At 61.2% G+C, this 11,814-nt stretch carries 10 protein-coding genes; 5 read left to right on the forward strand and 5 right to left on the reverse strand.

Annotation, left to right across the window (positions count from 1 at the left end; all coding sequences use genetic code 11):
* Positions 1-167: 167 nt before the first annotated feature.
* Together HMPREF2996_RS08705 and HMPREF2996_RS08710 are read right to left on the reverse strand one after the other, a co-directional pair.
* Complete coding sequence (locus HMPREF2996_RS08705; RefSeq protein WP_070730978.1) at positions 168-1,622, reverse strand: glyceraldehyde-3-phosphate dehydrogenase; 1,455 nt, start codon at positions 1,620-1,622, stop codon at positions 168-170.
* Between the two features lie 64 nt (positions 1,623-1,686).
* Positions 1,687-2,670: a nitronate monooxygenase gene (locus HMPREF2996_RS08710; RefSeq protein WP_070730980.1), complete on the reverse strand. Its 984-nt coding sequence runs from the start codon at positions 2,668-2,670 to the stop codon at positions 1,687-1,689.
* Positions 2,671-2,708: 38 nt separating this feature from the next.
* Here HMPREF2996_RS08710 and pth point away from each other — a divergent pair, with 38 nt between their 5' ends.
* From pth to HMPREF2996_RS08730, 4 genes are all read left to right on the forward strand, one after another.
* Positions 2,709-3,389, forward strand: coding sequence for an aminoacyl-tRNA hydrolase (pth, locus tag HMPREF2996_RS08715; protein ID WP_070730983.1), 681 nt, complete (start codon positions 2,709-2,711; stop codon positions 3,387-3,389).
* A gap of 41 nt (positions 3,390-3,430) precedes the next feature.
* Entirely contained in the window at positions 3,431-4,288 is an 858-nt protein-coding gene (locus HMPREF2996_RS08720) for an SDR family NAD(P)-dependent oxidoreductase (RefSeq protein ID WP_070730985.1), read from the forward strand.
* 24 nt (positions 4,289-4,312) lie between these two features.
* Positions 4,313-5,944 carry a peptide chain release factor 3 gene (locus HMPREF2996_RS08725; RefSeq protein ID WP_070646236.1) on the forward strand — a complete coding sequence of 544 codons (1,632 nt, stop codon included), beginning with the start codon at positions 4,313-4,315 and terminating at the stop codon, positions 5,942-5,944.
* A gap of 75 nt (positions 5,945-6,019) precedes the next feature.
* Entirely contained in the window at positions 6,020-7,030 is a 1,011-nt protein-coding gene (locus tag HMPREF2996_RS08730) for a CaiB/BaiF CoA transferase family protein (RefSeq protein WP_070710705.1), read from the forward strand.
* A gap of 9 nt (positions 7,031-7,039) precedes the next feature.
* Here the strand turns inward: HMPREF2996_RS08730 and HMPREF2996_RS08735 are convergent, their stop codons facing one another.
* The gene (locus HMPREF2996_RS08735) at positions 7,040-8,539 is read right to left on the reverse strand and encodes a GntP family permease (protein WP_070730987.1); all 1,500 of its coding nucleotides are present in this window, start codon (positions 8,537-8,539) and stop codon (positions 7,040-7,042) included.
* 75 nt (positions 8,540-8,614) lie between these two features.
* Between HMPREF2996_RS08735 and HMPREF2996_RS08740 the strand changes: the two genes are divergently transcribed.
* Positions 8,615-9,196: a TetR/AcrR family transcriptional regulator gene (locus tag HMPREF2996_RS08740; protein ID WP_070447129.1), complete on the forward strand. Its 582-nt coding sequence runs from the start codon at positions 8,615-8,617 to the stop codon at positions 9,194-9,196.
* Between the two features lie 52 nt (positions 9,197-9,248).
* Here HMPREF2996_RS08740 and mmsB read toward each other — a convergent pair whose 3' ends face one another.
* Both mmsB and HMPREF2996_RS08750 read right to left on the reverse strand, forming a co-directional pair.
* Complete coding sequence (mmsB, locus tag HMPREF2996_RS08745; protein ID WP_070646226.1) at positions 9,249-10,136, reverse strand: 3-hydroxyisobutyrate dehydrogenase; 888 nt, start codon at positions 10,134-10,136, stop codon at positions 9,249-9,251.
* A gap of 12 nt (positions 10,137-10,148) precedes the next feature.
* A complete protein-coding gene (locus HMPREF2996_RS08750) occupies positions 10,149-11,663 on the reverse strand; it encodes a CoA-acylating methylmalonate-semialdehyde dehydrogenase (protein WP_070646223.1) in 1,515 nt (504 codons plus the stop codon).
* Between the last annotated feature and the right edge of the window lie 151 nt (positions 11,664-11,814).

Here is an 11,814-nt window from a genome sequence, read left to right on the forward strand (position 1 = left end):
TGACAAAAGCAGTCTAGATTTTTCGATCTTGGCCCGTACTTTTGGCAGATCGGGCAGTTGCGCGTTTGAAGCATCCTGGCAAAGCTAGGTCGCAGACCGAGCAGGAGCCTAAAACAGCGAAACACCGCCCACGCCATGCAGCGAGGGCGGTGTTCTTGTTCTAGCTCTTAGAGTTCAGAAACATCGACGCGCTTCGGGTAGACCACCGGGCGAGCGCCGGCGATTTCCTCGACGATGCGGATGACCTGGTTGGAGTAACCGAACTCGTTGTCGTACCACACGTAAAGCACGAGGTGCTTGCCGGAGGAGATGGTGGCGAGACCATCGACCACACCGGCGTGGGTGGAACCAACGAAGTCAGAGGACACAACTTCCGGAGAAGCGATGTAGGAGATCTGCTGGCGCAAGTCAGAGTGCAGGGACACGTTGCGCAGGAAGTCATTGACCTCGTCGCGGTCAGCTTCCTTCTCCAGCTCGAGGTTGAGCACAGCCATGGACACGTCCGGGGTGGGAACGCGGATAGCGTTACCGGTGAGCTTGCCCTCAAATTCCGGCAGAGCCTTGGACACGGCCTTGGCTGCACCGGTTTCTGTGAGCACCATGTTCAGGCCAGCTGCGCGACCGCGGCGGTCACCCTTGTGGAAGTTATCGATGAGGTTCTGGTCGTTGGTGAAGGAGTGTGCGGTCTCCACATGGCCATGAACCACGCCGTAGCGGTCGTTGATGACCTTGAGCACTGGGGTGATGCCGTTGGTGGTGCAGGATGCGGCGGAGAGGATCTGGTCGGAGTCCTCGATGTCGCCGTGGTTGATGCCGTAGACAATGTTCTTCAGATCGCCCTTGCCCGGAGCGGTGAGCAGCACGCGAGCCACACCCTTGGACTGCAGGTGCTGGGACAGTCCCTCACGGTCGCGCCACACACCGGTGTTGTCGACGACGATGGCGTTGTCGATGCCGTACTTGGTGTAGTCAATGTCCGCCGGGTCATTGGCATAAATCATCTGAATCTTGGTGCCGTTGGCCCAGATGACCTCGTTCTCCTCGTCAACAGCGATGGTGCCGTTGAAGGCACCGTGGACGGAGTCACGGCGCAGGAGGGAGGCGCGCTTGAAGATGTCAATGTCGCCCTTCTTGCGCACGACGATAGCGCGCAGGCGCACGCCGCCGTAGGCAGCCTCGCGGGCGATGAGGATGCGAGCCAGCAGGCGGCCGATGCGACCGAAGCCGTAGAGAACGACGTCGGTGGATTCCTTATCCACACCGGCACCGACGAGATCGACGAGGGTCTCCTCGAGGTAGTTGCGCAGGTTATCGGAGCCGGATTCCTCGAAGCCAGTGGCCAGGCGGCCCAGGTCAATGGAAGCGGTGCCCAGGTTCATCGAGCACAGTTCCTTGAGAATAGGCAGGGTCTCTGCGGTGGAAAGCTCGCGCTCAGCGATGCGGCGGGCGTAGCGGTGCGCCTTGATGATGTCGATGTCGGTCACGCCGATGAGCAGACGGCCGTAGATAGAGGTGACAACGTTATTGTTGCGGTGCAGCTGGTGGATGAGCGGGATCATCTCTTGGGCCAGCTCCAGGCGCTCGTTCCAATCCTCGTGCCCAATGTGCGCGTTCGAAGTCACGTGCTTTGTATCCTTTACTCGTCAAAAAGGGTGTAAAACTCTGTCCATCCGTAAATATTAACCCTTATTCATGCCCGTTTGGGTGTAGTTGAGCGAGGATCTCCGCCACACTACCCCCGCGAAGTTTCATTACATCGACGCCGACGAGGCAATAGTCCACGTCTGCGTCGAGCTGGGCACGGCGAGGTTTCAGTAGCGCGTTGAGATAGGGGTAGACCAAAGGCAGGTTCGGGTGTGCCCGTGTGTAGGCGGTCTCCAGCCCGCGGGCATAGCGTCCGGAGAACGCGCGGGTGGAGACGGTCTTCCCGCCACGGCAGATGAGGTTACGGTTGTGCTCACTCGTCCCGGCCTCCTCGGAGAGCAGGAAGGCGGAACCACAGCTGACTGCTTTTACCCCCGGCCAGGCCAGGGCCGTGGCAACATCCTCTGCGGTGCGCAGACCACCCGCGGCAATGAGTGGAAGGTCCGTGACCTGGTGGACCGCCGCAACAAGTTCTTCTAGTGGGCGCTGATCCGGTTCCGCACCCGGGTCCCACACGCCGCGATGCCCGCCCGCTTCAGGCCCCTGCACGCATAAGACGTCGACGCCCCGCTCGGTGGCAGCCCGCGCTTCCTCGGGAGTGGTGACCGTGGTCCAGGCCTCTGCCCCAGCGGCATGGATGCGTGCGATCTCTTCCTCGCTAAAGACGCCGAACATCGACCACAGCACCGCTGCCCCGCCCTCCAGCGCGGCCTCGAGCTTGTCCTGCCAGCCGAAGTTTAAGGAGACGTCGCCAAGCACGGCGTTCTCTTCGGCGGCAAGGGACTGCGCAGCCGCGAGCTCCGATTCTGTCAGCTCCCTCTGCGGATAAAAGAGGTTGACGCCGAAGCGCGTGCCGGCGCACGCAGCGATGGCCTCCCGCGCGGCGTCTACCGAAGAGCTCCCCAGGCCCAGTGCCCCAAAGGAACCAGCCACCGCAGCGGCGGTAACCAGTTCAGGTGTGGTGGGCCCGCCCGCCATCGGGGCAGGTAGGACGGGGCAAGTGATAGTCTCAAGAAGTTGACTCATGGTTACCCAGCCTAAAGAAAGCCATCAAGGGAGTAGTTGTGTCTGCCATCCGTGACTTTTTCACCCGCCTCTTTGGCCGCGCCGGCGAAGCACCGAATAAGAAAACACAGAAGGCCGCCACCTCCGGATTAAACCCAGCGGATTTAAGCGCCGAGTGGCTCATCGTCGGCTTAGGCAATCCCGGCGCGAAATATGCCGCAACCCGCCACAACGTGGGGTACATGGCGGTGGATGATCTCCTCGCCGAATCTGGTGACATGCTTGAGCCTGTCACAGGGCACCAACTCAGCGCTGCACAGCTTGAGCTCGGTGGCACGAAGGTCGTGGCGCTACGCTCACACACGTATATGAATCTCTCTGGCGATCCGATCGCCCCGCTGGCCACGCAGCTGGGGGTTGCGGCCGAGAACATCATCGTCATCCACGATGAGCTCGACCTGCCCGTCGGCAAGGTGCGCATTAAAAAGGGCGGTAACGAGAACGGCCACAACGGTCTGAAGTCGCTGAGCGAGCGCCTGGGCACGCGCGATTACCTGCGCGTGCGCATCGGTATCGGACGCCCGCCGAAGGGTGGTTCCATCCCGGACTGGGTGCTCGCGCCTGTCGATGCCAGCGCTGAGCTCGATTCCACCATCGCCACTGCCGCTGAGGCTGCACGCCTCATCGTGACTGAGGGCCTCACCAAGGCCCAGCAGGAAATCCACTCCCGGGCGAAATAAACCCCGGCGCGACCACGCTCAACGTCCTACACTGTCCAAGTATGAGCCGCACGAGCCACAGCCTGCCATCGCATAACGACCCTCGAACTATCGTCATCACCGGCGCCTCGGACGGCGTGGGCGCGGCCGCTGCCCGTATCCTTCACCATCGCCGCCCGCAGGATTCGCTGGTTCTGGTAGGCCGCAATCCGGAGAAGACGCAGGCTGTGGCCGAGGAGATCGGCGCTGACTTTCATGTGGCCGATTATGAGTCTTTGGGCCAGGTGCGCCGGCTCGCCGAGGAGCTGAGCCAATACCCGCAGATCGATGCCTTGGGCAATAACGCCGGCGGCATGTTCGACGGCCCTTTTGCCACCGCCGATGGCTTCGAGCGCACGTGGCAGATCAACGTCGTGGCCCCGTTTCTGCTGACCTCCTTGCTGCGCGATACGCTGCGTGCCAGCAACGCCACCGTGGTGCAGACCGCCTCGTTGGCCAACATGCTGTATTCCTCTTTCGACCCCGGTGACCCGAATACCTTTGAAAAGTTCAGCGCCGAGCGCGCCTATGGCAACGCCAAGTTAGGCGATATTCTGTTGACCCGTTACCTCGACTCCCACGGGCTTACCTCCGTGGCCTTCCACCCGGGCATTTTGAATACTGGCTTCGGGCATAACTCAACGAGCAGGACGAGCAAGCTGTATTCGACCACTGCGGCGAAATACGTCTTGGGCAAGGCGGACAAGGGTGGGGAGAACTTGGCCTACTTCCTCAGCGGCACACCAGGCATCCATTTCAACTCCGGCGAGTACTACAACCAGAAGCGCAAGCCAGGCCTGCAGCGGCCGATTGCGAAGAAGCTCTCCGTGGCCCGGCGCATCTTTGATGATCTGGGCCGCCAGCTCAATGTGGAGTGGTAGCAGCCAGCGGCTAAACTAGCCCGCATGAGTATTGCCTCCGAAGCTTCCCGCCGCCGCACATTCGCCGTCATCGCCCACCCGGATGCTGGTAAGTCCACGCTAACGGAGGCGCTGGCGCTGCACGCGCACGTCATCAACGAGGCCGGCGCGGTGCACGGCAAGGGCAACCGCAAGTCCACGGTCTCTGACTGGATGGAGATGGAGAAGGAACGCGGTATTTCCGTGGCCTCCTCCGCGCTGCAGTTCGAGTACGCGCCCGAGGGTCATGAGGGCGAGCCCTACATGATCAACCTGGTGGATACCCCGGGCCACGCGGACTTCTCGGAGGATACCTACCGCGTGCTCACGGCGGTGGATGCTGCTGTCATGCTTATCGACGCCGCCAAGGGCCTCGAGCCCCAGACCCTCAAGCTCTTCCGCGTGTGTAAGGCCCGCGGCCTGCCGATCATCACGGTGATCAACAAGTGGGACCGCGTGGGACGGGAACCGCTGGAGCTTGTCGACGAAATCCTCAACGAAATCCAGCTGCAGCCCACCCCGCTGTACTGGCCGGTGGGTATCGCCGGCGACTTCCGCGGTCTAGCCCACATTAATGATGATGGTGAGGCTGACGAGTACGTGCACTTCCTGCGCACCGCTGGTGGTTCCACCATCGCCCCGGAGGAGCACTACGAGCCTGCGGAAGCCGCCGCGAAGGAAGAGGATGCTTGGGAGACCGCTGTGGAGGAAGCGGAGCTACTGGCCGCGGACGGCGCCCTGCATGACCAGGAGCTCTTTGAGCAGTGTGTGACCTCCCCGCTCATCTTCGCTTCCGCGATGCTGAACTTTGGCGTGCACCAGATTCTGGATACGCTGTGCGCGATTGCCCCGGCTCCGCGCTCTCGCGATTCGGATCCGCAGGCCATCGAGGCCGCTACCTCCGCCATCGATGAGGTCCGTGAGGTCACCGATGAGTTCTCGGGCGTCATCTTCAAGGTGCAGGCAGGCATGGACCGCAAGCACCGCGATAACTTGGCCTTCATGCGCGTGGTTTCCGGTGAATTTGAGCGCGGTATGCAGGTCAACCATGCCCAATCCGGCCGCAGCTTCTCCACCAAGTATGCGCTGACGGTCTTTGGCCGCACGCGTGACACCGTGGATACGGCCTACCCGGGTGACATCGTGGGCTTGGTCAACGCCGGTTCCTTGGCACCAGGTGACACGATTTACACCGGCAAGAAGGTGCAGTTCAAGCCCATGCCGCAGTTCGCTCCAGAGGCTTTCCAGATTTTGCGTGCAAAATCCTTGGGCGATTACAAGGCCTTCCGCAAGGGCCTGGACCAGCTGGCGGCAGAAGGCGTGGTCCAGATTCTGCGCAACGATACGCGCGGCGATGCCGCCCCAGTCATGGCCGCGGTGGGCCCCATGCAGTTCGAGGTCATGCAGGCCCGCATGGAGATCGAATACAACGTGGAGACCATCACCGAGCCCATCCCCTACTCGGTGGCGCGCCGCACCGATGCCGAGTCCGCGCCCGAGCTGGGCCGTCAGCGCGGCGTGGAGATCTTCACCCGCAGCGACGGCGAGCTCATCGCACTCTTTGGTGATAAGTGGAAGCTGGCCTTCATTGAGAAGGAGCACCCAGAGCTCACCATCGAAACACTCGTGGCGGATTAACTTTCACGCCCTTGTTGGGTGACCCACCCGACGGTACGATTGGATAGAAATTCGTACACCAATAGGTAGGTCACCATGAGCTCTCCACTCACCGGACTATCCGTCCTCTTCCTCGGCGGCATCGGCCCCGGCCCCTTTGCCGCGATGATGCTTGCGGATATGGGCGCTAGCGTTACCCGCGTGGTCCGCCCAGGAAATCCTCCCGCTGTGGTCCCGCACAGCATCCTCTACCGCGGGCAAGAAGTTCTAGAGGCAGACCTCAAGGATCCAGCAGACGTCGACAAGCTGCGTGAGCGCCTAGCCACGACCGATATCCTCATCGAAGGTTTCCGCCCCGGTGTCACTGAGCGCCTTGGTCTAGGCCCAGAGGAGGTGCAGGCGATCAACCCGGCGCTGGTCTACGGGCGTATCACCGGCTGGGGCCAATCCGGCCCGCTCGCCCACACTGCCGGCCACGACATCAACTACATCGCGGTCTCCGGTGCGCTGCACCCCATCGCAGCAAGCGACGGTACTCCTGTTCCACCGGTCAACTTCCTCGGAGACTTCGGCGGCGGCGCGATGTACCTGGTAACAGGCCTTCTGGCGGGCGTGCTGCAGGCAAAGAATACCGGCCGGGGCTGCGTGGTGGATGCCGCTATTGTCGATGGTGCCGCCAACCTCACCGCCATGCTGCATGCCTTCCGCGCCGAAGACCAGTGGCAGGAACGCGGGACAAACCTTCTAGACGGAGGCGCTCCGTTTTATAGCGTGTACCGCACGGCTGATGATCAGTGGATGGCCGCCGGTGCCATTGAGCCGCAGTTTTATGCGCTCATGGTGAAAGGACTCGGCCTTGAAGAGGAACTAGGCCGCTACGAGCAGAACGACCGCGACGCGTGGCCAGCCATGAAGGAGATCATCGCGCGGCGTTTTGCGAAAAAGACCCAAGCGGAATGGATCGAAATCTTCCGCGGCAGCGATGCCTGTGTCACCGAGGTTGTCTCCCCCGAACACGTTCTGGAACACCCGCACCTTGCCGCGCGCGACACTTATGTGGACGCCGAGGGCTACACGGAGCCGGCCGCGGCGCCACGCTTTCTCTAGCTCAGTTTTCTAACTAAGGCCCGGGATGAGCGCGTTGATGCCGAGCATCAACGCCAGCGTTGCCAGCGGGATAACGATGGTCACCACGGCAACATCCTTATAGGACAGACGGTGCGTCATACCGCACACAATCAACATGGTGAGTACCGCACCATTGTGCGGCATGGAATCGAAGGACACCGAGGCCATCGCAGTCACGCGGTGCATCAGCTCGAGGCTAATGCCCTGTTCCGTCGCTAGCTGGGCGAGTTGATCACCCAGGGTCTGCATCGTGATGGATAGACCACCCGAGGAGGAGCCGGTAATACCGGAAATGACGGCGGTAGACACCGTGGAGACCACCAAGGCATTATCGGAGATCCCCATCATGTTGCTTTTAACCACGCTAAAGACCGCCAGGGCGGCAATCACTGCGCCATAGCCCACCTCCGAGGCCGTGGTCAGGCACGGCAGAATAGCGTTCTTGGCGCCATCGGAGAATTCCTTGACGGACTCTGCAGCCCGCTTGGGGAACATCGCCACGATGACGAAGACCGCGCAAGCTAAAGCGACCGTCGGCGACCAAATACCCAACAACGAATCGAGATCGGTCTCGCCGTATTTCTCTTCGCCAAGATAAGATGTATCCAGAACCTTGGACACGCCGTAGACCATGGCGAAGTTCACCGCGATGACAACGGCGATGGGAACTAGGCCCAACAATCCCTGCACGTGGACGGAGGGTTCAGTTTCTGCCCGAGCATGAGTAGAAACGCGGCCACCGGAGTTGGTGTCGAAGGATTCTCCACCGATTTCTACGCTGGCTTCTTCCCCGCTGTCGCCGATTCCCTCGGGTGTTTCGATGACCTTGCCGTCAGCATCGAGCGGCTCAAATGTTTCCCCACCCGCGCGCAGGGTGCGCACGCGGTACTCCAGCCACGCGGTTCCCACCGCCAGCATGATCGCAGAAGAGATGAGACCGAAGAGGGGTGCCGCGTAGACGTTGGTACCGAAGTAACTGGTGGGGATTGCGTTATGGATCTGCGGCGAACCGGGAAGCCCGGCCAGCGCGAAGGTGATGGTTCCCAGCGCAATCGCTCCGGGCATGAGCCGTTTGGGGATCCCAGATTCCTTAAACAGGGCGGTCGCGATGGGCACGATGGTAAAAGCCACAACCCACGCAGATACACCGCCATAGGTGAGCAAGGCTGTGGCGACGACCGTCGAGAACATCGCGCGCTTTGGCCCGAATAACGCGGTAATCCCGCGAGCTAGGTACCGGGCAAGCCCCGTGGAAGTCATGAGGAAGCCGAAAATCGCGCCGAAGAGGAAGAGCGGGAAATACTTGGTCACGAAGTTTCCGGCTGCCGGCATAAAGATCTGGGTATAGGTAGCCAGGATCGGCCCCCCAGAGAAAACCACCGCGATCAAGGCCGCGAAGGGGGCGACGACCACCACGGAGTGCCCGCGGTAGGCCATCACGACGAGGAAAATCAGGGAAAGAACCACCCCGATGAATGAGATAACCATAATTTCTACCTCACTGTCTTGGTCATCTGAGGCAAGAGGGTGAATCACCCTTCCTGCGCATGCGTCGCCGGTACCATGTCCTCTATGGAGGAGAAAACAGCTTCGACGCGGGAGAGAATTCTCGAATGTTCACGCGAGCTTTTCAGTGAGCGGAGCTTCTCACAGGTCTCAATGAAAGACATCGCGGAGGAAGCGAATGTTTCTGTCGCGCTGATTGTGAAGCACTTCCATAACAAGGAAGGGCTCTTTGAGGCCACGGTGGATTTCACTGCTTCCTCGGCAGCGCTCTTTGCCGGTCCCTTCAGCGAATTAGGCCGCACCGCGGTGGTTGAAACCCTTACTGCTCCACACAACGCGCCCTACTCCATGGCCCGGACTATTTCCGTGGCGAGCGGTGACTATCAGACGCTCGGAGCCATTGGTAAGAGAATTAAATCCGACTTGCTGGAGGTCTTAGCTTCTCGGATTCGTGAAGAGTCCGGGAAGCACTCGCCTTCGCCGGAGCTGCGGGCCCAATCCGCGCTGGCCCTTCTCATGGGACTGTCGTTCATGCGGCGTTTTGGTGATACCGAGTTTGCGGCCTTTCCTACCGAGGAACTCATCGAGTACTATGCCCCGCTGCTCCAGGGCATCCTCGACGGTGGCCAAGCGCCCTAGCGCTCTCAGCAGGCTAGAGCGCCTAGGAGGCCTTAGAAGCACTTAGGAGCGCTTAGGCTGTTCCTTTGGAACGAACTTCGGAAATGATGGCGGAGAAGTCGAGGCCGCCGTGGCCTTCGTCCACAAAGGAGGAGTACTGCTCCTCCGCAATCCGGCCCAGGACAGTGTCGGTCTTGGTGTCTTCCGCCGCGGCCATGGCCAGTTTGAGGTCCTTGAGCATGAGTGCGGCGGCGAAACCGGGCTTGAAATCGTTGTTCGCCGGTGAGCTCGGCACGATATCCGGAACCGGGGCGTTGACGGACAGCGACCACGAGTTGCCGGTGGCGTTGGAGACGACGTCGTAGAAGGCTTGGTGATCCAACCCCAAGCGCTCGCCGAGGACCAAGGCTTCAGCTAGGACAATTTGTTGGACCGCGAGGATCATGTTGTTGCATGCCTTGACCGCTTGGCCGTTGCCGATGTCACCGCAGTGGGTAACAGACTTGCCCATGATGTCGAGCAGCGGTTTGACCTTCGCAAAGTCTTCGGCTGTGCCGCCGACCATGAAGGCGAGCGTTCCCGCGGCAGCCCCGGCGATGCCGCCGGAGACCGGCGCATCAAGAAAGGCGGAGCCAGCCTTGCCCACCGTCTCCGAAAGCTCACGTGCTTCCGCGACCGCGATGGTGGAGACATCAACGTAGGTCTTTGCATCCTCGTTGGCTGCGAGGACCGACTCGATGACCTGCTTGACCAGCCCACCATTAGGCAAACTGGTAAAGACTACCTCGGCGCCCTGCGCGGCTTCCTCCGCGGTCTCGATGATGGTGACACCTTGCTCGGCGGCGCGCTCCCGAGCCTCTTCCACGACGTCGAATCCGCGGACCTCGTGCCCGGCCTTCGCCAAGTTGACGGCCATAGGGCCGCCCATGTTGCCCAATCCGATAAACGCGATAGTCGTCATTGTGTTCTCTCCTTACATGACCGGCATGGTGAACTGGGGACCTGCGGACTCATCACTAGGCCAGCGCGAGGTGATGGTTTTAGTCTTGGTGTAGAAGCGGAAGGAGTCCGGACCGTGCTGGTTGAGGTCGCCGAAACCGGAGGCCTTCCAGCCGCCGAAGGTGTGGTAGGCAATCGGCACCGGAATCGGAACGTTGACGCCCACCATGCCGACCTGGACGTTCTTGCAGAAGTCGCGGGCCGCGCCGCCGTTCTGGGTAAAGATGGCGACACCGTTGCCGTAGACGTGGTCGTTGGGGTAAGACACGGCCTCTTCCAGGGTTTCGGCGCGGACCATGACCAGCACCGGGCCGAAGATTTCCTCGCTGTAGACGGACATGTCGGCGGTAACGTTGTCGAAGAAGCTCGGGCCGGAGTAGAAGCCGTCCGCGAGGGAATCCTCGTTATAGGTCTTGTCAGACATGTCCAACTCGCGGCCGTCGGCAAGCAACGTGGCTCCTGCCTCCACGCCCTCGGCGATGAGCCGGTGTACGCGATCGCGTGCCTCTGCCGTGACCAAGGGGCCATAGTCGGCCTCAGGATCGAGGCAGTGGCCTACCTTAAGTTCTGGAATCTTGGCCAGGATGGCATCGCGCAAACGGTCTGCCGTGTCCTGTCCCACGGGGACTACCACGGACAGGGCCATGCAGCGCTCACCCGCGGAGCCGAAGGCAGCGCCCACGATGGCGTCGGCGGTGGCGTCAATGTCGGCGTCGGGAAGCACGATGGCGTGGTTCTTCGCACCGCCGAAGCACTGAGCGCGCTTGCCTGTGGCCGCGCAGCGCTCGTAGATGTACTGCGCAATCGGCGTGGATCCGACGAAGCCCACGGCCTTGATGGTGTCGGAATCGAGGATGGCATCGACTGCCTCCTTGCCTCCGTGCACCACGTTGAGAACGCCGGCCGGGCCGCCTGCCTCAATGAAAAGCTCCGCTAGGCGTACCGGTACGGAGGGGTCGCGCTCAGAAGGCTTGAGCACGAAGGCGTTGCCCGCTGCCAGTGCCGGGCCGGCCTTCCACAGCGGAATCATGGCCGGGAAATTGAACGGGGTAATACCGGCGACCACACCAAGTGGCTGGCGCATCGAGTAGGTATCGATACCGGTGCCAACCTCCGAAGAATACTCACCCTTGAGCTGGTGCGGGGCGCCAAGCGCGAACTCCAGCACGTCGACGCCGCGCAGCACGTCTCCCTTAGCATCCGGGAAAGTCTTACCGTGCTCCAAGGAGAGCTGCGTGGCCAGTTCATCCATGTTCTCGTGGATGAGACGGATCCATTCCATGATGATGCGGATACGCTTCTGTGGGTTTAGTGCTGCCCAGCCTGGCTGAGCCTTCGCGGATTCCGCGATGACGCTGTCCACATCGGCCTTGTTCGCCAGAGCGACGGCGGCCTGCTCCTTGCCGGTCGAAGGGTTCAGGACGGGCTGGGTGTTGCCCGACGTCCCCTCGAACGTTTCTCCATTGACATAGTGATACACAGTGCGCATGTCGCGTCTCCTTCCTGGAACCTCCGGCTCCTTCTATGGCTTGGGTCACACACTAACCGCAGTCCACAGTCACACGCCATGGATAATGAGACATAAAACACTATTCACCCCCTAGAGTGAGTTGACATACACGCTTTGTCCTGCACTTTCC

This window comes from Corynebacterium sp. HMSC066C02 (assembly GCF_001814945.1).
In the GTDB taxonomy this organism is placed as follows: domain Bacteria; phylum Actinomycetota; class Actinomycetes; order Mycobacteriales; family Mycobacteriaceae; genus Corynebacterium; species Corynebacterium aurimucosum.

What these genes read in the sequence shown, in the direction of transcription:
- HMPREF2996_RS08750 (WP_070646223.1), bottom strand. Translation starts at nt 11,663, where the DNA reads ATGCGCACTGTGTATCACTATGTCAATGGAGAAACGTTCGAGGGGACG.
- mmsB (WP_070646226.1), bottom strand. Translation starts at nt 10,136, where the DNA reads ATGACGACTATCGCGTTTATCGGATTGGGCAACATGGGCGGCCCTATG.
- HMPREF2996_RS08720 (WP_070730985.1), top strand. Translation starts at nt 3,431, where the DNA reads ATGAGCCGCACGAGCCACAGCCTGCCATCGCATAACGACCCTCGAACT.
- HMPREF2996_RS08740 (WP_070447129.1), top strand. Translation starts at nt 8,615, where the DNA reads ATGTCCTCTATGGAGGAGAAAACAGCTTCGACGCGGGAGAGAATTCTC.
- HMPREF2996_RS08710 (WP_070730980.1), bottom strand. Translation starts at nt 2,670, where the DNA reads ATGAGTCAACTTCTTGAGACTATCACTTGCCCCGTCCTACCTGCCCCG.
- HMPREF2996_RS08725 (WP_070646236.1), top strand. Translation starts at nt 4,313, where the DNA reads ATGAGTATTGCCTCCGAAGCTTCCCGCCGCCGCACATTCGCCGTCATC.
- HMPREF2996_RS08735 (WP_070730987.1), bottom strand. Translation starts at nt 8,539, where the DNA reads ATGGTTATCTCATTCATCGGGGTGGTTCTTTCCCTGATTTTCCTCGTC.
- HMPREF2996_RS08730 (WP_070710705.1), top strand. Translation starts at nt 6,020, where the DNA reads ATGAGCTCTCCACTCACCGGACTATCCGTCCTCTTCCTCGGCGGCATC.